The sequence below is a fragment of the Shewanella sp. Isolate13 genome, assembly GCF_022398325.1.
Taxonomy (GTDB): Bacteria; Pseudomonadota; Gammaproteobacteria; order Enterobacterales; family Shewanellaceae; genus Shewanella.
On the sequence record NZ_JAKEVD010000030.1, the window covers coordinates 1 to 21,459 of the forward strand.

The 21,459-nt window shown below is 46.5% G+C and carries 20 protein-coding genes; 10 read left to right on the plus strand and 10 right to left on the minus strand.

Annotation, left to right across the window (positions count from 1 at the left end):
* The first annotated feature begins 371 nt into the window (after window positions 1-371).
* Genes L1D44_RS16550 through flhA form a run of 8 tightly spaced genes read left to right on the plus strand, consistent with a single transcriptional unit; the run spans window position 372 to window position 6,802 of the window.
* The gene (locus L1D44_RS16550) at window positions 372-1,253 is read left to right on the plus strand and encodes a FliM/FliN family flagellar motor C-terminal domain-containing protein (RefSeq protein ID WP_239892414.1); all 882 of its coding nucleotides are present in this window, start codon (window positions 372-374) and stop codon (window positions 1,251-1,253) included.
* Window positions 1,246-1,602, plus strand: coding sequence for a flagellar motor switch protein FliN (gene fliN / locus L1D44_RS16555; protein WP_239892416.1), 357 nt, complete (start codon window positions 1,246-1,248; stop codon window positions 1,600-1,602). The genes L1D44_RS16550 and fliN overlap by 8 nt, the downstream gene beginning before the upstream one ends.
* Before the next feature lie 2 nt (window positions 1,603-1,604).
* Window positions 1,605-2,333, plus strand: coding sequence for a flagellar type III secretion system pore protein FliP (fliP, locus tag L1D44_RS16560; RefSeq protein WP_239892418.1), 729 nt, complete (start codon window positions 1,605-1,607; stop codon window positions 2,331-2,333).
* On the plus strand, window positions 2,326-2,511 hold the full coding sequence (locus L1D44_RS16565; RefSeq protein WP_239892420.1) for a hypothetical protein: 186 nt from the start codon (window positions 2,326-2,328) through the stop codon (window positions 2,509-2,511). The genes fliP and L1D44_RS16565 overlap by 8 nt, the downstream gene beginning before the upstream one ends.
* A gap of 3 nt (window positions 2,512-2,514) precedes the next feature.
* Window positions 2,515-2,784: a flagellar biosynthesis protein FliQ gene (gene fliQ / locus L1D44_RS16570; protein ID WP_202723511.1), complete on the plus strand. Its 270-nt coding sequence runs from the start codon at window positions 2,515-2,517 to the stop codon at window positions 2,782-2,784.
* Window positions 2,785-2,795: 11 nt separating this feature from the next.
* Window positions 2,796-3,575 carry a flagellar biosynthetic protein FliR gene (fliR, locus tag L1D44_RS16575; RefSeq protein WP_239892422.1) on the plus strand — a complete coding sequence of 260 codons (780 nt, stop codon included), beginning with the start codon at window positions 2,796-2,798 and terminating at the stop codon, window positions 3,573-3,575.
* Window positions 3,572-4,705 carry a flagellar biosynthesis protein FlhB gene (gene flhB, locus L1D44_RS16580; RefSeq protein ID WP_239892424.1) on the plus strand — a complete coding sequence of 378 codons (1,134 nt, stop codon included), beginning with the start codon at window positions 3,572-3,574 and terminating at the stop codon, window positions 4,703-4,705. The genes fliR and flhB overlap by 4 nt, the downstream gene beginning before the upstream one ends.
* Before the next feature lie 15 nt (window positions 4,706-4,720).
* Entirely contained in the window at window positions 4,721-6,802 is a 2,082-nt protein-coding gene (gene flhA / locus L1D44_RS16585) for a flagellar biosynthesis protein FlhA (protein WP_239892426.1), read from the plus strand.
* 66 nt (window positions 6,803-6,868) lie between these two features.
* Here the strand turns inward: flhA and L1D44_RS16590 are convergent, their stop codons facing one another.
* From L1D44_RS16590 to L1D44_RS16620, 7 genes are all read right to left on the minus strand, one after another.
* Window positions 6,869-7,840 (minus strand): alpha/beta fold hydrolase, encoded by a 972-nt coding sequence (locus L1D44_RS16590; protein ID WP_239892428.1) that lies wholly within the window; start codon window positions 7,838-7,840, stop codon window positions 6,869-6,871.
* A gap of 129 nt (window positions 7,841-7,969) precedes the next feature.
* Window positions 7,970-9,757 carry a DUF885 domain-containing protein gene (locus L1D44_RS16595; RefSeq protein ID WP_239892430.1) on the minus strand — a complete coding sequence of 596 codons (1,788 nt, stop codon included), beginning with the start codon at window positions 9,755-9,757 and terminating at the stop codon, window positions 7,970-7,972.
* A 218-nt stretch (window positions 9,758-9,975) separates the two neighbouring features.
* Window positions 9,976-11,352, minus strand: coding sequence for an oxygen-independent coproporphyrinogen III oxidase (gene hemN / locus L1D44_RS16600; protein ID WP_275660512.1), 1,377 nt, complete (start codon window positions 11,350-11,352; stop codon window positions 9,976-9,978).
* Window positions 11,353-11,603: 251 nt separating this feature from the next.
* A complete protein-coding gene (locus L1D44_RS16605) occupies window positions 11,604-12,071 on the minus strand; it encodes a DUF2489 domain-containing protein (RefSeq protein ID WP_239892432.1) in 468 nt (155 codons plus the stop codon).
* An 89-nt stretch (window positions 12,072-12,160) separates the two neighbouring features.
* Window positions 12,161-12,697, minus strand: a complete 537-nt coding sequence (gene yihI, locus L1D44_RS16610; protein WP_239892435.1) for a Der GTPase-activating protein YihI — start codon at window positions 12,695-12,697, stop codon at window positions 12,161-12,163.
* 47 nt (window positions 12,698-12,744) lie between these two features.
* Window positions 12,745-13,419, minus strand: coding sequence for a methyltransferase domain-containing protein (locus L1D44_RS16615; protein ID WP_239892437.1), 675 nt, complete (start codon window positions 13,417-13,419; stop codon window positions 12,745-12,747).
* 814 nt (window positions 13,420-14,233) lie between these two features.
* Window positions 14,234-14,854, minus strand: a complete 621-nt coding sequence (locus L1D44_RS16620) for a cytochrome c4 (protein ID WP_239892438.1) — start codon at window positions 14,852-14,854, stop codon at window positions 14,234-14,236.
* Window positions 14,855-15,023: 169 nt separating this feature from the next.
* Between L1D44_RS16620 and yihA the strand changes: the two genes are divergently transcribed.
* Window positions 15,024-15,701: a ribosome biogenesis GTP-binding protein YihA/YsxC gene (yihA, locus tag L1D44_RS16625; RefSeq protein ID WP_239892440.1), complete on the plus strand. Its 678-nt coding sequence runs from the start codon at window positions 15,024-15,026 to the stop codon at window positions 15,699-15,701.
* A 673-nt stretch (window positions 15,702-16,374) separates the two neighbouring features.
* On the opposite strand, the gene polA is transcribed toward yihA, so the two are convergent.
* Entirely contained in the window at window positions 16,375-19,131 is a 2,757-nt protein-coding gene (polA, locus tag L1D44_RS16630; RefSeq protein WP_239892442.1) for a DNA polymerase I, read from the minus strand.
* 387 nt (window positions 19,132-19,518) lie between these two features.
* On the opposite strand from polA, the gene elbB reads away from it, so the two are divergent.
* On the plus strand, window positions 19,519-20,172 hold the full coding sequence (gene elbB, locus L1D44_RS16635; RefSeq protein ID WP_239892444.1) for an isoprenoid biosynthesis glyoxalase ElbB: 654 nt from the start codon (window positions 19,519-19,521) through the stop codon (window positions 20,170-20,172).
* Window positions 20,173-20,286: 114 nt separating this feature from the next.
* Here the strand turns inward: elbB and glpG are convergent, their stop codons facing one another.
* Together glpG and glpE are read right to left on the minus strand one after the other, a co-directional pair.
* On the minus strand, window positions 20,287-21,126 hold the full coding sequence (glpG, locus tag L1D44_RS16640) for a rhomboid family intramembrane serine protease GlpG (protein WP_239892446.1): 840 nt from the start codon (window positions 21,124-21,126) through the stop codon (window positions 20,287-20,289).
* Window positions 21,127-21,146: 20 nt separating this feature from the next.
* On the minus strand, window positions 21,147-21,455 hold the full coding sequence (gene glpE, locus L1D44_RS16645) for a thiosulfate sulfurtransferase GlpE (protein WP_239892448.1): 309 nt from the start codon (window positions 21,453-21,455) through the stop codon (window positions 21,147-21,149).
* Window positions 21,456-21,459: the final 4 nt, after the last annotated feature.

The following is a 21,459-nucleotide window of genomic DNA, read 5'->3' on the forward strand; positions in this document are numbered from 1 at the left end:
GATGTAAGCTTGCGATTATCACTCGTAGACCGTTAGCTGTTTATTTTTAATACGAAATAGAGTGTTTTCGATTTAAGTTGAAATTTAGTTGGCAGTGTATGTTGTTGGTTTTGCTTGGTTTGGTGTTATTCGCTGAGAAAGTTTAAAAATAAATTAAAGTTTTCTAAAATATTGTCGCTTTATAGGTGGTTTATTTTTTATTCGCGAAAGCTTTTATTTTTGACATGATTTTTCCTTTCGTTTGAATAATGTTTTTTGTTATTTGTGTTACACGGCTTATTTATTTAGTCATTATTTTGTCGCCTGTCATTTAAATAGCTTTTTTAAATTTAACGTCGATTATTTGACGAACTTTTATTGTGAGATTTAGGATGAAAACAACTGCTAAAGCCAATCTAATTAAATCTAGCCAAGGGATAGAAGTTCGACCTGTTGTCTTGATAAAAGAGAAGTTGGCTCGAAGCCGGTTATTGATGCAATTAGAGTCATGTCAGCGACCGATGATAGATGCTGTTAATGAGTTACTGACGCCAATTACTCGGCAAGGACACTTTGCGCTGTCAAAAGTATCGTTGGCGGCGAAGACTCAGCCTGTCACCCCTCAACTACATCATGCCTGGTTTTTACTGAGTTATAACCGTGTCGAGTTAGGCTGGTGGCGAATCGATAAGTGTACATTAGATCAACTTGCCAGTGGTTATTACGGGAGTTGCTCCAGCGCGTTGCAATCTCCCTTAAGAGCACCGAGCCAGTCAGAGTTTCGTTTGGTTAAGCGTTTGATGATGGCCGTGATTAAAACATTCCCGATCACCTATATCGATGAAGACAAATTGGAGTTGGAGCTGGTGATGAACAGCGCACCTATCAAGGCTCCTGTCTGTTGTGAGTTGAGCTTTCCTGCGGCTCACTGTGGTCCTGCTCTTTGCTTCTATATGGCGGAACATCTATTAGAACTGATGGCTGAGCAGCCTAGCCAGTATCAAGCCGATCCAGCCTTAGCCGAGAAGTTAGCGGGCCGACTGAAACAGATCCCACTTAGAACATTATTGGAACTTGGGCATCAGAGTATGCCTGTTACCTCGCTTCAGAGCTTGGTCGTCGGTGATATTTTGCCGATGAATCTACACTCTCGCTGTCCCGTTACCGTCGGAAAACGTCCACTTTTTTACGCCACAGTTCATACCCACGAGGGGCAGATGGTGGCCAAATTGACTCAAGAAGCCTTTCAAATGGAGGAAAAATCCAATGGCTGAACATAATATTTTACAAGATGAAGATTTTTTATTAGATGACGAATTCTTTGCTGAAGAGCCTGTCAGTGTGCCTAAGGTTCAGTCGAAGCCTGTAAAGGATATATCGTTTTTCCATCAGCTTCCGGTACATGTGACTCTTGAGCTCGCCAGCGTTGAGATGTCGCTGGGTGAGTTGGCGCAGATGGGAGAGGGCGATGTGGTCGCACTGGACCGTATGGTTGGTGAGCCACTTGATATTCGTGTGAATGGTGCACTGCTTGGCCGCGGAGAAGTGGTTGAGGTCAATGGGCGTTATGGTGTGCGTTTACTCGAAGTGGAAGCTACCAGCTTAACCGGAGCCGTTGACTAACTATGTGGCGAGTGTTGCTGGTGCTATTGCTGAGCGTTTCATCGACGGCTTATGCGAGTGATGGCTTAACGCTGTTTTCTCTGGCTGACGGTGATAAGACTCAGGCGGTGAACGTTAAACTGGAAATCTTAGCCTTGATGACGGTGCTAAGCTTTCTGCCTGCCTTACTAATGATGTTAACCAGCTTCACTCGGGTGATCGTGGTCTTGGCTATTTTGCGTCAAGCCTTAGGTTTGCAGCAAAGTCCACCCAATAAAGTATTGATAGGCATCGCCTTGGTGATGACCATTTTTATTATGCGCCCTGTCGGGCAAGCTATCTATGACGATGCCTTTCTCCCCTACGACATGGGGCAGATAGAGTTAACGGAAGCCGTTGCTCGAGGTGAGGTGCCGTTACGCAAATTTATGTTGGCGCAGACTCGAGAGACGGATCTGGAGCAGATGCTCAAGATTGCCGATGAGCCGGTCACCTTAACTGCCGATGAGATCCCTTTCTTTGTGCTAATGCCCGCCTTCGTATTGAGTGAGTTAAAGACCGCGTTTCAGATAGGTTTCTTACTTTTCCTGCCTTTTTTGGTGATCGATCTCGTGGTCGCGAGCGTATTAATGTCCATGGGTATGATGATGCTGTCGCCACTGATTATCTCTTTGCCATTTAAACTGATGGTGTTTGTATTGGTCGATGGTTGGTCGATGACCGTGAGTACCTTGGTGGCCAGTTATGGTTAGTCGAACTAAAGATCAACCGTTTGTTGGGCAGGAGAGAGCCTTGATGGTGACAAACCAAAGCGATGAGTTATCCGTTTGGGATCTAATTTACCTTTTTCTTGGCCTGTTGATGACGGCGTTAGTGATCCTCAATGACTGGCCTGCTGTTATCTCGTTACTTACGGGGACAAGGGCGTAGTCTATGGACGTCAATGAACTTACCTCTATGTTTTCCGAGGCTATTTTCCTCGTGGTCGCCATGGTTGGGGTCTTGGTGGTTCCCGGCCTCTTGGTCGGTCTGTTGATCGCGGTATTTCAGGCGGCCACTCAGGTGAACGAACAGACCTTGAGTTTTTTACCGCGACTCATTTTGACACTCTTGATGGTGGTTTTTGCTGGTGAATGGTTGCTGCAGCAGATCGGCGACTTCTTTAATCGTTTGTTTATGAATATCCCCCATATTATTGGTTGAGGGTCAGTAGCTTGTTATCGCTTACCTCAGTCCAAATCAGCACCTTTATCGGCACTTTCTGGTGGCCATTTTGCCGCATCATGGGGGCATTTATGGTGATGCCTTTTCTGGGGAATAACTATATCCCTGCCACCGTACGTATCCTGTTGGCCATCAGTATATCGGCTCTGATTGCGCCGATATTGCCTCCATTTCCCGAAGTCGATGCTATCTCATTTCATGCGCTGATCTTGGCCGTAGAGCAGCTATTGATCGGTTTTATGTTGGCACTCTTCCTGTCGATAATGATCCATGTGATGACCATGTTAGGTGCCATGATGTCGATGCAGATGGGCTTGTCGATGGCTGTGATGAATGACCCCTCTAGTGGTGGGGCTAACCCGCTGTTAGGTTTATGGTTTATGCTCTACGGAACCCTGCTGTTTCTGGCGTTAGACGGTCACTTGGTCGCGATTGGGATCTTAGTGGACAGTTTTAGGTTATGGCCCATAGGAATGGGAATATTTGATCTGCCCTTGATGGGACTTATCGGCCGACTCTCTTGGATTTTTGCGGCCTCCTTTATGCTGGCTCTGCCTGCAATTCTCGCCATGCTCGTGGTTAACATCACCTTCGGTGTATTGAGTCGCTCGGCACCATCGTTAAATGTGTTCGCCTTGGGCTTTCCTATGTCGATGCTGATGGGGCTGCTGTGTGTGTTCTTCTCTTTTAGCGGTCTGCCGACTCGTTATAGCGACCTCTGTTTAGATGCTCTAAACGCTATGTATCAGTTTATCGGTGGTACAACGTGAGTAATAAGGATTCGGGGCAGAGTAAAACTGAAAAAGCGACCCCGCAAAAATTAAAGAAGGCCAGAGAGCAGGGGCAGGTACCACGCTCGAAAGACTTAGCCGCCTCGGCGCTCATTATCGGCTGCTCGCTGTTACTGACGACTATGGCTGATTGGATCTCAGCTAAAGTGGCAGCGCTGACACGAACCAATATGTTATTCACCAAGGCACAGCTAGATGAGCAGGGGATGATGACTCGCCATCTGGCCCAGTCTCTACTGGAAGTACTGAATATTCTAGGGCCTCTGATTATAACGGTCGCGTTGATAGCCATCATTGCCGGTGCCATGCCTGGCGGTCCGGTGTTTAACTTTAAAAACGCAGGTTTTAAATACAGCCGTATCGACCCTATTGCGGGGCTCGGCAGAATGGTGTCCGTGAAGTCGCTAGTCGAGCTGGTTAAATCGATTCTCAAGATCGTGCTGCTAGTAGGCATCATGCTGGTTTTTCTACAGAAAAACTTTCAAGCATTGATGGCGGTTAGTCAGCTGCCAATCGATGAGGCGGTTATTCGTGGCATCGATATGCTGAGTTTGGCGATGCTCTATCTGGGTCTTGGCTTGCTGCTGATCACCTTTATCGATGTGCCTTACCAGTATTGGCATCACCATAAAGAGTTGAGAATGTCGCTGCAAGAGGTGAAAGACGAACATAAGCAGCAGGATGGTAAGCCTGAAGTGAAGGCGAAAATCCGCCAGATGCAACAACGCATTAGTCGATCTAGGGCCGATGTCTCCGTGCCTAAGGCCGACGTGCTTCTGGTGAACCCAAGTCACTATGCGGTGGCACTTAAATATGACATGAACAAGGCCGATGCCCCCTACGTGATAGCGAAGGGCACCGATGAGCTGGCGCTCTATATGCGTGACATCGCTAAACGAAATGATGTGGAGGTGCTAGAGCTGCCGCCACTGACGCGTGCTATTTACTATTCGACACAGGTGGAGCAGCAGATCCCCTCGGGTCTGTTTGTCGCCATCGCACATGTGCTCACCTATGTGATGCAGCTTAGAGCGGCGCGTCAGGGTCAGCAGGCGAAGCCTGATCCTTTGCCCCATTTCTATATTCCTAAAAATTTACAACATGATTAAAGGTTATTTGCATTAATGAACTGGTTTAAGCGTACTTTTGCTGGTAGCCCAGGCTATATCGGCATTCCAATCATGCTACTCGCCGTGTTGGCTATGGTTATCTTGCCATTGCCGCCATGGCTATTAGATATCTTGTTCACTTTTAACATAGTGCTCGCCGTGATGGTGCTATTGGTCGGGGTATCGATCCGTAGACCGCTGGAGTTTTCGGTATTCCCAACCGTATTACTACTCGCAACCTTGCTACGCTTAACCTTGAACGTGGCCTCGACCCGTGTGGTACTTATCGAGGGCCATGAAGGGGGGGATGCCGCTGGTAAGGTGATTCAAGCCTTTGGTGAGGTGGTGATCGGCGGTAATTATGTTGTCGGTGCGGTGATCTTCCTTATCTTGATGATCATTAACTTTGTGGTGATCACTAAAGGTGGCGAGCGAATTTCTGAGGTATCGGCACGTTTCACCCTTGATGCGCTGCCCGGTAAGCAGATGGCAATCGATGCCGACTTAAATGCCGGAGTGTTGACCCAAGAGCAGGCAAGAGAGAGGCGCCAAGAGGTTGCGCGCGAAGCTGACTTCTATGGTTCGATGGATGGTGCCTCCAAGTTTGTCCGTGGTGACGCGATTGCCAGTATCCTGATTCTAGCCATCAACATGTTGGGTGGTTTGGCGATCGGTATCTTCATGCATGACTTGAGTGCCGGTGACGCGTTTAAGACTTATGCCTTGCTGACCATTGGTGATGGTCTAGTGGCCCAGATCCCATCGCTATTACTTGCGACAGCGGCGGCGATTATCGTCACGCGGGTTTCCGACGCTGAAGAGATGCCTGAGCAGTTGCGTCAGCAGCTACTCGCCAACCCAAAAACTTTGATCACCTCGGCATTGGTGATGCTGATCTTGGGCATAGTGCCGGGGATGCCGACATTTGTATTCTTGTCATTTGCGGCGCTATTGGCATTTGTTGCGTGGAAGCAGAGTCAGGTTCAGCCTAAGGTGACCGAGTCTAAGGTCGAGGAGCTAAGGGAGAGCAGCTTTAGTGAGCCTTCGGCGCCGAGTTGGGATGCCTTGCCCTATACCGATCTTATCGAGGTGCGCTTAGGTTATCGTTTGGTGCATCTGGTTGAGCGCAGCAAAGGGGCGGAGCTGCAGAAGCGATTAACGGGTATTCGTCGAACCCTATCTGAACAGGCGGGTTTCTTGCTGTCTGAGGTGAGGGTGCGCGATAACCTGTCGCTGGCTCCGAATGCCTATCAGATTAACTTGATGGGTAACCCTGTGGTGACCGCAGAGTTAGAGCCTGATCGTCTGATGGCGATTAAGAGTGGCCCAGTGTTTGGTGATATCGATGGGGTGATCACTAAAGAGCCTGCCTACCAGATGGATGCTATCTGGATTGAGCAAGATCATAAGGCCAAGGCGCTGAATCTGGGGTATTCGGTGGTGGATAACGCCACGGTTATCGCCACCCATGTGAGTAAACTCATTCGTGAATCGCTACCAGATATGCTGCAGCATGATGATGTATTGGCGCTTAGCGATCGTCTCGCTAAACAGAGTCCTAAGTTGGCCGAGTCACTCAATAGTGCATTAACCCCTATCTTGCAGCTTAAGGTGTATCGATTACTGCTTAAGGAGCAGGTATCGCTTAAGGATATTCGCACCATTGCCACCACTTTGCTCGATTGCAGTGAAAACAGTAAAGATCCTGTACTGCTGGCCGCCGATGTACGCTGTGCCCTGCGTCACTCCATCTTGCACTCTATCGTGGGCGCCGATCCTAAGCTTAATGTGATGACCTTGGCTCCAGAACTTGAGCAAACCTTGATGTCGGCCTTAAATCAGTCTCAGCAGCAGGGCAAGGGCTCGCTCGATAGCTTCCCCGTGGATCCGCAGCTATTGGCTCAACTGCAGCAACGTATGCCACAGCTGTTAGCGCAGGCGAAGGAGCATGGCCATAGCCCACTGTTGTTGGTCTCACCGCAGCTGCGGCCGATACTGGCACGCTATGCCTTAGCATTTGCCCGCGGTCTGCATGTGTTGTCTTACAATGAGATCCCCGAAACGCGGGAGCTGATGGTGGCAGGGCAGTTAGGCTAGTTGAAAACAAGTCGTTGAATACAAAAAGGGATAGCTAGCTATCCCTTTTTGTTGCTCGCAAGCCGATTAGTTTGCTTTTAAGAAGTCGCATAATGCGTTGAGGGCCAGATTGCGCGGCTTATCGCGCTCCATGAAGATCTCATGACGGGCGTAAGGGATTTTTATCAGCTTACATAGACCGTTTACGGCGCGATTTTGTGCTGCATTATCTACAATTGTGTCCTCTTCGGCTTGCAGGATAAGCAGTGGGATAACGCTATTTCGAGCGGCACTTACCGCTTGCTCGGCACCATCGATAGACTCGATTAACCAATGGTTGGTGGGTGAGCCTAGCTGTAGCTCTGGATGCTGGCGGTAGAGTTCGCGATAATCCTCATAGCGCAGCTTGCTGTGGGTCAGGTCATTCTTATCGAACGGATCCGCATGATAGCCTTTACCGCCCAATATATAGTTGGGCTGCTTAGCATTATCGAGCAAAGCGGCTAGGCCGCGGATAAAGACTTTCGGAAGCGGCAGCTTGATGCCATACATGGGTGCCGAAAACGCCGCAGCCTTAAAGGTTGCTGGGTACTGGCTGAGATACAGGGTCCCGATAGCTCCCCCCATCGAGTGCCCCACTAAGTAGTAATTTTCTTGGGCCTGCGGCTTGACGACTTTAGTGACAAATTCGGCGAAGTCATCGACATATCGCTGGAACTTATCGATATGCCCCTGATGCGGGTTCGCCGTTGTACGCGCCGATAAACCTTGGCCACGATGATCGATTGCAAACAGGCTGTAGCCTTGCTGATAGAGATCGAACATCAGCTCCTTATATTTCAGATAGGACTCAACCCGGCCACTGCTAATAACGATAGTACCGATACTCTCTGGGTGAGTGATGCGGGCGTAGGCTAAGGTGATGTCGTCACGAGTCTTAAAGCTCGATTGCGTTACTTGCTGCCAGAAGACTTTTTGCTCAGGACTATTAAGGTGATGTTCTGATGAAAAGCTGACAGCGGCATTGGTGTTCATATAGGGCTCAGTAGCAATCGACATGGAGTGGTTCTATTTAGTGATCTTGGATGCAGTGTAGCAAACTTGTTCAGCCAGACTCTAGCGAAACATAGGTCTATTAAAAAGGCCGCTAATGCGGCCTTAATGTGTACTCGATTACAGTATTATTGATTAGATAGCGGCTTTCTGAGAGGTAATGAAATCGTTTATCTGCTGTTCCAGCACCGACATAGGCACGGAGCCGTTGGCTAAGATGGCGTCATGGAAGGCGCGAATATCGAAGTGTTCACCAAGTTCGGTTTCGGCTTGAGCGCGTAGACGCTTAATCGTCAGCTCTCCAATCTTGTATGACAAAGCTTGTCCTGGCCAGTTAATGTAACGATCAATCTCAGTGGTGACGTTATGCATAGACAACGCAGTATTGCTCGCCATAAAGTCGATTGCCTGCTGGCGTGACCAACCTTTAGCGTGCATACCTGTATCGACCACTAGACGCGCTGCACGCCACATCTCATAGGTTAAGCGACCAAAGTTACTATAGGGATCTTGGTAGAAACCAGCTTCTAGGCCGAGATATTCAGAGTAGAGGCCCCAACCTTCGCCAAACGCCGAGATATAGCTGTAGCGGCGGAAGTTCGGCAGATCCGTTAATTCTTGGTTTAGAGAGATCTGCAGGTGATGACCGGGTACCGCTTCGTGTAGGGTCAGGGCTTCCATCTCGTACAGTGGGCGTTTATCCAGTGCATAGGTGTTAACCCAGTAATAGCCTGCTTCATCATCGCGACTCGAGCCTGAGTAACGACCCGTGGTGTATTTGGGGGCAATTTCGGCAGGAACGGGTTCAATACCATAGGGCTGACGCGGTAGCTTACCGAAATACTTAGGTAGCATGGCATCGGCCTTCTTGGCGATATAGGCCGCTTCCTTAAGTAGCTCCTCTGCGGTCTTTGGGTAGAACTGCGGATCGGTTCTTAAAAAATGTAGAAACTCGGCGAAGCTACCTTCGAACCCTACCTCTTCGATGATCTGCTGCATCTCACCACGAATACGCTTAACTTCTTGTAAGCCTAACTGATGCACTTCATCCGAGGTCATCTCTAAGGTGGTGTAGTAACGCACACGGTTTTCATAGAAGGCTTCACCATCGGGAAGATCGTAGGTGGCGATGCTTACTCGGGTGTTGGGAATATACTCGCTGGTGATGAAATCGTAGAAGGCCTGGTATTGGGGAAGCACGGTATCTTGCACTAAGGCGTGGCCTTGCTTGGTAAGCTGCGCTTTCTCTGCATCACTGAAATGGGCTGGATACTGGGTAAATGGCTGGAAATAACCACTCTCTTCTATAGGTACGATAAAGGCGGTGATGCTGGTCTCAAACCCTTTGAGCGTAGCCTTAGCGGGGGTGATCCCGGCGGCTAACCCTTGCTTTAGCCAGTAGGTTTGCTGATTGAAGTACGTCGGCAGCGCTTGCAACTGCTTGATGTAGTTTTGGTAGTCTTCGACGCTGGCAAAACGCCCTTTGGCAATCGAGGCTATGTAGGCGTGAAAGCCACCTTCGGCCGAGATCGGCATGTAGTGATCTTTGTAGTGGTACTGATCGACATCATTTTGCAGCTGGTCGCGCAAGATCTGAGCGTTAATCGCATCCTCTTTATTTAAGCGGCTGACATCGATTTGCTGTAATTGTTCGAGTAGCTGTAGTTTGCGTTGATTTAGCGCTGCGAGTGTCGTTGGCGACAGGTCTTGCAGCTTGCCTGCGGCCGTCTTATCACCGAGAGAATAGGCGAAGCCTGGGCTGGCATCGAGGGATACCTGCCAAGCGGCATCGATAAGTGATTGCAGTTGAGTATTGGTTGCGACTTGCTCGGTGGTAACACCTAGATGCGGCGCTGTTGATGTTGTTGTTTGGCAGGCGCTGAGCCCCAAGATTAGCACTGAGGGAAGTAGGTACTTATGCATGAATTGTCCATTATTGTTTTAATTTTCAGCTTGAATATACCGTTATGCTTACTAAAGGTCACGGATGAAAATTAAACGAAATGTGACAAAAGGAGATCCATCTGAGATGGAGATTGTTGCTGGAAAGGGGAGTTGGCTGGTAGAGCGGTAACGGATAGGCATAAAAAAACCGGCTTTAGCCGGTTTTTAGGAGGAGCTAATTGCGCTGTTTAAGCCAATTAGATAACACGAGAGAACTGTTGCTGTCTTGCTTTCTCACGGTAGTAAACATCGAAGCAGATACAGATGTTACGGATCAACAGACGGCCTGTAGGGCTGATAGTGATCTTACGGTCTGTGATGTCGACTAGCTTATCATCGATGAAGGTCTGCAGTAGTTTTAAGTCTTCTGCGAAGTACTCTTCGAAGTTGATGTTTAGCTTCTCTTCGATCTTAGCCATATCTAGGTCGAAATGACAGATAAGCTGCTTGATCACTACGCGGCGAATCTCGTCGTCACGGTTTAAGCTACAACCTTTCCAAAGCGCGTGGCCATTGGCATCGATTGCTTCGTAGTATGGACGAATATCTTTCTGGTTCTGTGCGTAGCAATCGCCAATCTGACTGATTGAAGACACACCTAGACCCAGTAGATCACACTCTTCTTGAGTGGTGTAACCTTGGAAGTTACGATGCAGACGGCCTTCGTTCTGTAGGATAGAAAGTTCATCGTCTGGCTTAGCAAAGTGGTCCATACCAATATACTGGTATCCCGCACCCGTTAGGGTCTCGATAGTTTGGTGTAACATATCGAGCTTTTGCTGTGGTGATGCTAGATCTTCGTCTTTAATCTTACGCTGGGCTGCAAAACGCGATGGCAGGTGAGCGTAGTTAAATACCGATAGACGATCTGGGTTTAGATCCAGAACGCGCTGCATAGTTTCTGCAAAAGTCTCAGGTGTCTGGTGTGGCAAGCCGTAGATAAGGTCGATGTTAGTCGAAACAAAACCTAGCTCTTTAGCGCGAGCCATTAGATCGAAGATAAACTGCTCGTCTTGCTCGCGGTTGACTGCAACTTGAACCTTCTTGTTGAAGTCTTGCACACCGATAGAGATACGGTTGAAGCCCGCTTCTTTTAGGGTGTCTAGCATCGAAAGCTCGATTTCACGAGGATCGACTTCGATTGAGTATTCACCTACTTCAGCCACGTTAAAGTTTGCTTTAACCAGTGCTGATAGAGTCAGGATTTGCTCAGGCGTTAGGAATGTCGGCGTACCGCCACCCCAGTGAATTTGGGTAACTAGATAATCTTTAAACAGAGGTGCACGCTTAACGATTTCTGCTGCTAAGTACTCGATGTACTGATCGGCTTTATGGTGGTGACGAGTGATAACTTTATTGCAGCCACAGTAGTAACAAAGCTTGGCGCAGAAAGGAATATGGATATAAAGAGAAAGTTTGTCACTCTTGCTGTTCTTGATAGAGGTCAGCAATTTTTCCTCGGTAAACGAGTCATCGAACTCCAAGGCCGTCGGATAAGAAGTATAACGTGGACCGCTATAATTGTACTTTTCGATCATTGACTGATCCCAACTAATTGGGGTGGGCTGCTTCAAGGCGTGTCCTCCGGCGTATAGTTTAGCAACATGTGAAGTATGCATGGTTATTTGTTGAATAACCTTGATCCATGTTGTAAAAATTTAATGTGGGTAGCAAAGTGTGACTGAATATCGCTGAAAATGAGGTGTATGTCTGTGGTCTTGGGAAAATTTTGTGCACAGACTCACCCTATATGAGCAAAATATGTCATATCTGCGATTGTTATAACGTTCTATTTAAAGTCAATTATTTAGCTCGCATCAGTTTATTAGTGTAGAGAGCCCTGCTTTAGTTCACTCAGTCGCTTAGCTTCTTCCAATATTTTGACCTCTAACTCACTTTCCGAGCGCATACGAGCGTAGTCGAGCTTCATACGGGCTTGTTTCTCAAGTGATTTACGATCGTCCTTAATCGGGTGATCTTTAATGACTTCAAAATGCTGAAAAGTTGCTGGGTAGTGATTAGCGACTAGTTCAGAGATCCCCACTAGCTGCGACAGCTTCACGATGCGCATCACGCCTTCTGATAGCTCACAGCGCTCCTCTACCATTGCATTGGCGATATAGCGAATATTGTCCAGCAGTTCATTGGCCTTCGCCTTGGCTGCATCGGCTTGTTCTTGTTTAAGCTTGGCTTTGAGTTGTTCTTGTTTACGCACCTGAATAAGCAGATAGCCTGCATAGGCTGCAAGTGCAACGACGATAATGATGGCGAGGACAATAAAGGCTGTAGTCATGCATAACCTTAGTAGTAAGTGGGAGACAGGGCAATTATGGATAAAAATATGGCATCAATAAAGATGCCATAGGGTTTTACACATAAGAGTTAATCTTTATGTTGATAGTCTTTAAGCAGATCCGCGCCAGACTCAAACCTATCAAATAGGTCGTCATCGCTAATGGCTTTTTTGCTCTGTGGTTCATCGTCTTCTTCGTCGCTGATGCCGAGTCTTTCCATTAGTGCTTCAATCTGGTTGAGTTGCTTGTCTAACCACTTCTGATCTTCGTGGTTGAGGTTTTTACCTTCTTCAAGCATATCCAGCAAGTTGTTGAGTCTTGGGTCTTCCTCAAGCTTCAGCAGTTTCTGCTCATCGGTCAGTTTCGGCCCTTTAGGCTTCTTCTCTACCTTAGCTTCGGTATTAATATGCAGTTGAACTGGCTTCTTGCTGCCGTGACGAGGGTCTGCGCTCTTAGCCTTACCACCGTTGGCCTGACTTTCAATCATCGAAGCGTTATGACGGCTTCCCGCTTTGTTGCCAGCAACTTGTTTCTTGCCTGAAAGAACTCGCTCTTTCTTCTTGGTTCTCGGGGCTAATTTTGGAGCATTTTCGTTGCTCTTACGCGTTTTCTTACTACGGGACATGATCGCTTATCTCGATAACTTAAATGACTCTATTGTTGAAAAGGCACTTAGGCTCCTGCAACAACTGAAGTTTGGTCGCGTGTTATATCAGATTCTGATGGTTTTTGCACCAGAATGAGATCGTTTGCTGCAAATAATAGCTTAAAACCGACTTTATTTGCTAGATACTCAAAAGTCTGCCGCTGGTAAAAGCTCACATGGGTGAGGTTATTCTTGTGGTGCCATTTATCAAATGCACTGAGCTCGCTAAGCAGCGGGGTACAGATTGCAATCCAGCCACCGGGCTTAATTAATTCGCAGAGTAGTGCCCATTCTCTGTAGGGGAAGCGAAAGTGTTCGAATACCCGATAGCAGCAGATAAAGTCATATTCTTGTTTGAGCTGACGGCTCCAGGGGGCAATGCTTGGATCGTATTGATTGAGTCGGTGACCCTTAGCTGTGATTTTTTGCAGGGTGTGTGTATCTATGGTGCGGCCGAAGCTCAGTCCGAGCAGTGGGGTTTGCCCGTCTTCACACTGTGTGATGAGATCCAACATAAATCGCGCTAAAGGTTTGTGCTTACTCGTGGCTAGGCGGTATTTTTGCTGTTCAGCCGTTGGGGGGAGGTGTGAATTGGCATCGGCAAAAACCAATTGGCATAGCTGGCAGTGATATAAGCAACGTTTTTTATCCGTATAAAATCGAGTTGTTTTATCGCTATGACAAAGAGGGCATCTGCGCATATATTCACTTCAAACCAACAAGTTAACTCATTTGAGTATAAATGAAGATAGCTGGGTGAGAAATAAAAAAAGGCGACAGATTAATCTGTCGCCTCTATAAAGTGTCAATCGACACCAATTCTGATTTCAAGTATCCATACTTGCTATGTGACTATCCCGGTCAATATCCGTCTTATTTTTTTGTCAGCTTTCCATGCATGTCTTTTAGTTTATGGTCTTCCAGACACTTTATTTTTAGACCTGTCGTCTTCCCGACAACAGTTTCCGTAGATGGTCTCTAAAGACACATCACAATTTTTATTCGTCCATCCAATGACGCCTAAGTAACCATCCCTGTCTATTTTTTTTAAGTATCTTCCAGTGATAACAAGCTTCCCGCAAGTGCATCCAAAGCATCAGCTTCCTATGCTGTGTCTGTATCCTACAAACACTTTCCTATTGGTAGATGTTTCTCTGAATGTAAGGGGTAATGCTAAACAGCGTTTTGGCCTTCCTAACCAAATCCTTACTAATATTCTTGCGACCTGGACTTCAAGCTGAAATCTCGACTCTTATTATTTTTAGTGAGTGGTCTCAATATTATTATTATTTTTTTGTTACTTTATTCTTATATCTTAAATGTACAAATACCGAAATCTGAAAGTTATTATTAAATAATTTTTGTACTAACAGTTGGGTTCATCTCGGTACGGGGCTTATTTAAACCTAGAACTGTGATCTCTGTCAAGAGGGTTTTGCTTGAAGTTTACGTAAACGTAAATGGGATGATATGAAAAAGGACGGTGAACCCGTCCTTTTAAGTTATCGCTAATGTTTAGTTAAGGCTTGATATATATTTAGATAATGCCTCGATATCGGCAGCATTCAATTTTTTAGCAACATCTTGCATCATGCCATTTAAGTCGTTGTTACGATTTGTATCGTGGAACTTATTTAGCTGGATCTTAATATAATTTGCATGTTGGCTGTTGATTGCAGGGAAGCCAGCAAGCTCGGTTCCTTTGCCTTCAGGTCCATGGCAAGCGATACATGCTGTGATGCCACGGGCTGAGTCACCAGTTTTATAAAGCTGTGCGCCTAACTCTGGAATATCTTTAACTTCGATATCTTTATTTTCTTGGCTAGCATAAAATGCCGCCAAGTCAGCGATGTCTTGATCGCTTAGGGCTACAGACATACCGCCCATGATTGGGTCCATACGACCTTCTTTTCCGCCAGTCTGTGCTGCACTGCGGAAATCATGTAGCTGTTTTTCAAGGTAGGTACTATGTTGACCTGCAAGTTTAGGATACATGTCTATCATGCTGTTGCCGTCAACACCGTGACATGCAGAACAAACAATGGCTTTAGTTTTTCCGGCTTCGGCATTTCCTTCGGCCATAGCAGGTGAAGAGATTGTGGCTAAAACAGACAGCGCAAGAGCTAACTTTTTCATGGCGTTCCAACTTCTTATTAAAATATTTGTCCTGAGCTTACTAGGAAGACCCGCAAGCGTGATAAAATGTATTTTATGTGATCGGGGTAATATTTTACACGAAATTGTGAAAATGTAAGCAACTCTTCGATATTTATAAAGGTTTGTTAGTAAAGTTTTGGAGTTAATTGTGAGTGAATCTCGTATCGATTTCCGTAAAGCGGAGTTTTTAATTAGTGCACCTGATATTGCACACTTGAATGAATATCTCCCTGGCGACGTTGGGGTTGAGATCGCATTTGCGGGCCGTTCTAATGCGGGTAAGTCGAGTGCTTTGAACTTACTAACGGAGCAGAAGATTGCTCGAACCAGTAAAACGCCTGGGCGTACTCAGTTAATTAACGTTTTCAGGTTGGATAAGCATCGTCGCTTGGTGGATCTACCAGGCTATGGTTTTGCTCAGGTTCCTTTGGCGCTAAAGCTTAAGTGGCAAGAGTCATTGGGTGAATACCTACTGAAACGCGATTGTTTGAGTGGTGTGGTGGTACTGATGGATATCCGTCATCCACTTAAGGATCTCGATATGCAGATGATCGAATGGGCGGTCGAGAGTCATATTCCTGTTTTAGCACTGTTAACCAAAGCCGATAAGCTTGGTCAAAGTGCTAGAATGAAGATGGTGAACGAGGTACGCAAGAAGCTAAGTCATTTTAAAGATGGCGTAAAAGTTGAGCCTTTCTCTTCATTGAAAGGTATTGGTAAAGGCAAAGTGCTGGGTATTTTAGATAGCTGGTGCAAGCCTGAATGGCTAATGCAACAACTCGAAGCAGATGCGACTGCCGCTCAAGCTGAAGCGAGTAAAGAGTAACGCTTTATTGCGCTCGCAGTGGCACACAGATAGATGAATAACGCTCCTTTAATAGGGGCGTTTTTTTTGGCATTTTACTAGGAAAGTGAGCGAGTTGAGGCAAAAAAAAACCGACGGCAATAAACCATCGGTATAAATTAGCTCTTTTGGGGAGAAGCTAAATTCAACAAGACTCAAGTTCAATCAAACTAGGTTGATATCGCTCAATGAACACAGCATAACTCGAATTTTGTTCGATTTAAAGTAATTACTCTAAAATTTATTTCAGACGAAAAAAAGCCCCAGCAAATTAGATTTGCTGGGGCGCCATAATTTGGCCATTCACTATTAAATAGCGAACGTAAAAAAAAGGTCTGAAAGATAGAACATCTTAACCTCTGTACCCTACGCAGAGAATATTACTCCATTAATCGTTATATGAAAAACTGTTTTTGTAAAAAACACACAATAATGTGATGGATATCCCAATGTTTGTGCAATAAAGATACAGTAAATGATCGCTAAATTTCACTTTAATGAATAGTTATCAATTATTTATATTGATTTTGTTGGCAAAGCTAATTTTGTGATTAATTGAACGGCGGTTGCGTGAATGAGAACGATATGGAAGGGATCTTCAGATTTGGAACAAAGTGGCTGACAGAATGTTCCGCCAGCCATGATTTAAGAGGATTTAGTGTGCTTGTTCCCAGTTGTCACCAATGCCGGCTTCAGCCAGTAACTCAACATCAAGCTTAGCCGCTGCGGCCATCAATTCGCATACTTTTGCCTGCAAGCTATCGGCCTTAGCTTCATCAACTTCAAACACCAATTCATCGTGTACTTGCATGATCATGGTAATTTCGCCCTGAGTTTCAGTTGCGATCCACTGAGCAATATCGATCATCGCCTTCTTAATGATATCGGCGGCAGTGCCTTGCATCGGCGCGTTGATCGCTGCGCGCTCGGCAGCTTGTCTACGCATGGCGTTTCTATCTTTAATGGCCGGTAGATAGAGTCGACGACCAAATAGTGTCGATACGTAACCAAGATCGGCTGCGATAGCGCGCGTCTCTTCCATATACTTTAATACGCCAGGGTAGCGTTTAAAGTAAGTATCGATATAGCTTTGTGCTTCGGCTCTTGGAATATCAAGCTGCTTGGCCAAGCCAAAAGCCGACATGCCATAGATCAAGCCGAAGTTAACGGCTTTGGCGCGGCGACGTTGATCTGAGGTGACTTCACTAAAGTCGACATCGAACACTTCTGCGGCTGTCGCCTTATGAATATCTTTGCCTTCGGCAAAGGCTTTCAGCAAGCCTGCATCTTGTGACAAGTGCGCCATGATCCTAAGTTCAATTTGCGAATAGTCGGCTGCGAGGATCTTCTTACCTTCTGGTGCGATAAACGCGTGGCGAATACGACGCCCCTCTTCGGTACGGATCGGGATATTCTGCAAGTTTGGCTCACTCGATGACAAGCGACCCGTTGCTGCATTGGCCTGATGATAACTAGTATGTACACGGCCAGTCTTGGCATCGACCATCAACGGCAGCTTATCTGTGTAGGTACTCTTTAGCTTAGCCAGACTGCGGTGCTCAAGAATTATCTTAGGCAGAGGGTAATCAAGAGCAAGCTCTACTAACACTTCTTCAGCTGTCGAGGGCGCACCTTTAGGTGTCTTCTTGATGACTGGGTAGCCAAGTTTTTCAAAGAATAGTGCTTGTAATTGCTTAGGTGAGCTTAAGTTAAATGGTTCACCTGCAATTTCGTGTGCCTTGAGCTCTAGCTCATCAATCTTGCGAGCGAGTTCTTCGCTCTGCTGTCCTAGCAACATGCTATCGATCAACACACCTTGGCGTTCGATATCAGACAAAATGTTAACTAGCGGTAGTTCGATATCGCTAAACACGCTTGCCAGTTCCGTGTGTTTGTTGAGCCGTGGCCATAGGTGTTGGTGCAGACGTAGCGTAATATCGGCATCTTCCGCAGCATAAGGCGCGGCGGTTTCTAATGGAATTTGATTGAAAGTTAGCTGTTTTACGCCCTTACCTGCAATCTCCTCGAAACTGATGTTCTTATGGCCAAGGTACTTTAATGCCAAGTCGTCCATGTTGTGCTTAGAGGCGACCGAGTTGAATACATAGGACTCAAGCATGGTGTCAAACTGAACACCACGTAGTGCGATGCCTGCGTTAGCAAAGATGCTGATGTCGTACTTTAGGTTTTGGCCAACCTTCTTAAGGTTTTCGTCTTCAAGTAGCGGTTGTAGTTTTTCAAATACAAGATCTCTATCTAACTGCTCTGGAGCATCGACATAGTCATGGCCTAATGGCAGGTAGGCTGCCTTACCCGCTTCTACTGCGAAAGAGATGCCGACTAACTTAGCCTCCATATAATTGAGGCTAGTGGTTTCGGTATCGATGGCGATAAGCTCGGCGGCTTTTAATTTTTCAATCCAGCTGTCGAGCTGCTCTAGCGTCAGGATGGTGTCGTACTCTATTTCGAGATCAAGTTTGGCTGCTGGTGCATCATCTTCTGACTCGGTGGCAGTGGCTTTGTCGCCCTTGTTATCGAGGACTTCGGCAAGCCAACGCTTAAACTCCATCTCGCCATAACACTTAATCAGCTCATCTTTGTCGGCTGGTGAAATCGACAGTTGATGCCAGTCTTGCTCAAGCTCTACATCTAACTTGATTGTTGCCAACTCATAACTGAGCTTAAGCATATCGGCATGCTCAATAATTTTAGCTGGCATGGTTTTAGAGCCACGGAAGCCAAGCTCAGGCATTTTTTCTGGTGCAGCAAGGATCTGCTCGACACCGCCCACGCCAATGAGCATGGCTAGCGCGGTTTTTTCACCTACACCGGGTAAGCCTGGAATGTTATCGGCTTTATCGCCTTGTAAGGCCAGTAGATCGATAATTAGCTCGGGGCCAACACCAAATTTTTCATTTACCTCGGCAGGTCCCATGATGGTGTTGGTCATGGTATTGATTAAGGTAATATTGTCATCCACCAATTGAGCCATATCTTTATCGCCGGTGCTGATCAATACCGCGCGACCCTCTTTACTGGCTTGGGTGGCAATGGTACCGATGACGTCATCGGCCTCGACACCTGGAATGCAGACAAGTGGAAGGCCGAGTGCCTTGATGATTCTGTGCAGAGGCTCAATCTGTGTGCGCAGATCGTCAGGCATAGGTGGTCGCTGTGCCTTATATTCCGAGTACATATCATTACGGAATGTTTTACCTTTTGCGTCAAAAACCACAGCCATCTGTGATGGCTTATATTGGTTTAACAGGCTACGAAGCATGTTGATAACGCCATAAACGGCGCCGGTGGCTTCTCCCTTAGAATTCGTTAGGTGAGGTGGAGCATAGTAGGCGCGGTAAAGGTATGAAGAACCATCCACAAGAATTAAAGGGTTATCGGCAATTTTAGGCATAGTTAAGTATTTATATATCGGAGTTCGATGATGGCGCTAGCATGCCATATTAGGGCAATTTCGGCCACGTAAAAATAAATCACAGCCTGTGGATAACTCTGTGAATGAAACAGGAGAACTCGATCTTGACTAAAAAATGCAATAACGAGGGGTGAGCCTAAGTCGTTGATAATTGGCTAGTTAAATTAAATGTGTGAAGTGGGTTTTATTTCAGCTATTTAAACTAAATATGTGGACTTTTTATTTTTATGCGTATTTTAAGTCCATTTTCTGATTAAATATTGCTCGCCTGCTAAAGTGTTGACCTAACTTAGCACGATAAATAATCTGATCAAGCTGTTTATTGCAATTTTGTTAAAACAATATGATATATAAAGGGGCTTTTTAATGAAAAAAATCGCGGTACTTTTAAGTGGCTGTGGGGTTTACGATGGCACGGAGTTACATGAGTCAGTTTTAGCCCTATTGGAGATCACTAGGGCTGGTGCAAGTTACCAATGTTTTGCTCCGAATATTCCACAGCTCCATGTGATTAACCACTTTACAGGTGAGGTACAGGAGAACGAAACGCGCAATGTCTTGGTTGAGTCTGCAAGAATAGCCCGTGGCGACATTAAGGCGGTAGATGAACTTGATATTGCCGAGTTCGACGCTTTAGTGATCCCCGGCGGTTTCGGTGCGGCGAAGAATCTATGTGACTTTGCCATTGCTGGTGCCGAGCATGTCGTCGAACCGAGTATTAAGCAGTTTATATCGCAGTTTAGTGAGACAGCTAAACCTGTCGGTTTTATCTGTATTTCTCCTGTGATGATCCCTCAGCTTTATCCTTTAGGCGTCAAGGGAACCATAGGCAGTGATGCGGGCACCGCTGCTGCTTTTGAGCAACAGGGTGGCCAACATAAGGCTGCGCTTGTGGATGAGATAGTTGTCGATGAGGAGCATAAGGTGGTTAGTACTCCAGCTTATATGTTGGCTGGGGATATCCTTGAGGCGCATTCAGGGATCAGCAAGCTAGTAGCGAAAGTGCTAGAGATAGCTTAATGCTTCTAGCATTAAACAGCCTATAAGATTTAGCCCGCGATATGCGGGCTAAATATTGTGGATCTAGCAAACCGACGAGTATAGCGGGGGAATAGCGCTATCGATTCAAGAGATTTAAATTTTGCGAGTCTTACTGTCGACGAAACCTTGGATCAGGCCGACCAGCAGGCCACCTAAGTGGGCACCGTTAGCGATAGATAGACCAAACATATCGGTGAAACCAAAGACTAACCATAACAGCATGAAACCGATATAAGCAGGCGGTAGGCCGATTCCTGACTCGGGACGCTTTACCCCCATAACCCATGTATAGCCGACAACGGCATAAACCACGCCAGACAGACCACCAAAGCCTGGGCCTGCCATATAGTACTGCAAGATATTGGGCAGCGTGCCACCCACGATTAATAGAATGAATAATGGAGTGAAACCCAGTTTATTTTCAATCTTGCCGCCCAAATACCACCACCAAAGTAGGTTGAAGATGATATGCATTGCTGAGAAGTGCAGTAGGCTGGGAGTAAAGATCCGCCAGAACTCACTCAGTGTGGCAGATTGAGTCGCACCAAAAAATGACAGTTGCTCAAAGATAGGGTTGGCGAAGCCAAGGTTCATCGCGGCGTAGATGACGACACAAGTAAAAAATACCAGCAAGGTCAATGGGCCTGCACCCGTTATAAATTGGCTGACGAGTTGCAGACTCGGATTTCCGTAATCCAATTTGGTGTGAGTATCACCGTTCTCCCATGACGCAGCGAGATACTTTTCATCGTAGGGGTTGTGAATAAAGGCTTGGAATTCGTGATGGGCGCGGTCGAATTGGCTCTGATCATGGATCATTAGTGCCACCCCTTGCTCGGTGGGCACCAGCTCACAATCGATATTCAGCCCCTTGAGGTAGTCAATGAGAGCCTGTGCTGCTCGGCTATTAGGAAGCCTGCCAATCTCAATCATTCAGTTACCCTCGTACTCGTTTATTGATGCGCTAAATGCCAAGCACTGTAACCGCCATCTAAACTGAAGACTTCATCGAAGCCCTGTTCATTAAGATAGGTCGCCGCACTTTGGCTACTTATCCCATGATAGCAAACTACAACAATCGGCAGATCCATATCGGCATCGGCAATGTAGTGTGCTAGGTTTTCATTGTTGAGGTTAAAGGCACCATCGATATGGCCCGTTTCATAGCTAGCGGCATCTCTAATATCGACAATCTGCAACTCTGGTGATGTTTGCTGCATCTGCATAAGTTGGCTTACGCTTAGGTGTTGAAACGCTGACATAATA

Excerpts from the sequence above, each read along its gene's own strand:
- L1D44_RS16550 (WP_239892414.1), top strand. The coding sequence starts at position 372 with ATGAAAACAACTGCTAAAGCCAATCTAATTAAATCTAGCCAAGGGATA.
- fliN (WP_239892416.1), top strand. The coding sequence starts at position 1,246 with ATGGCTGAACATAATATTTTACAAGATGAAGATTTTTTATTAGATGAC.
- fliP (WP_239892418.1), top strand. The coding sequence starts at position 1,605 with ATGTGGCGAGTGTTGCTGGTGCTATTGCTGAGCGTTTCATCGACGGCT.
- L1D44_RS16565 (WP_239892420.1), top strand. The coding sequence starts at position 2,326 with ATGGTTAGTCGAACTAAAGATCAACCGTTTGTTGGGCAGGAGAGAGCC.
- fliQ (WP_202723511.1), top strand. The coding sequence starts at position 2,515 with ATGGACGTCAATGAACTTACCTCTATGTTTTCCGAGGCTATTTTCCTC.
- flhA (WP_239892426.1), top strand. The coding sequence starts at position 4,721 with ATGAACTGGTTTAAGCGTACTTTTGCTGGTAGCCCAGGCTATATCGGC.
- L1D44_RS16590 (WP_239892428.1), bottom strand. The coding sequence starts at position 7,840 with ATGTCGATTGCTACTGAGCCCTATATGAACACCAATGCCGCTGTCAGC.
- L1D44_RS16595 (WP_239892430.1), bottom strand. The coding sequence starts at position 9,757 with ATGCATAAGTACCTACTTCCCTCAGTGCTAATCTTGGGGCTCAGCGCC.
- L1D44_RS16605 (WP_239892432.1), bottom strand. The coding sequence starts at position 12,071 with ATGACTACAGCCTTTATTGTCCTCGCCATCATTATCGTCGTTGCACTT.
- yihI (WP_239892435.1), bottom strand. The coding sequence starts at position 12,697 with ATGTCCCGTAGTAAGAAAACGCGTAAGAGCAACGAAAATGCTCCAAAA.
- L1D44_RS16615 (WP_239892437.1), bottom strand. The coding sequence starts at position 13,419 with ATGCGCAGATGCCCTCTTTGTCATAGCGATAAAACAACTCGATTTTAT.
- L1D44_RS16620 (WP_239892438.1), bottom strand. The coding sequence starts at position 14,854 with ATGAAAAAGTTAGCTCTTGCGCTGTCTGTTTTAGCCACAATCTCTTCA.
- polA (WP_239892442.1), bottom strand. The coding sequence starts at position 19,131 with ATGCCTAAAATTGCCGATAACCCTTTAATTCTTGTGGATGGTTCTTCA.
- elbB (WP_239892444.1), top strand. The coding sequence starts at position 19,519 with ATGAAAAAAATCGCGGTACTTTTAAGTGGCTGTGGGGTTTACGATGGC.
- glpG (WP_239892446.1), bottom strand. The coding sequence starts at position 21,126 with ATGATTGAGATTGGCAGGCTTCCTAATAGCCGAGCAGCACAGGCTCTC.
- glpE (WP_239892448.1), bottom strand. The coding sequence starts at position 21,455 with ATGTCAGCGTTTCAACACCTAAGCGTAAGCCAACTTATGCAGATGCAG.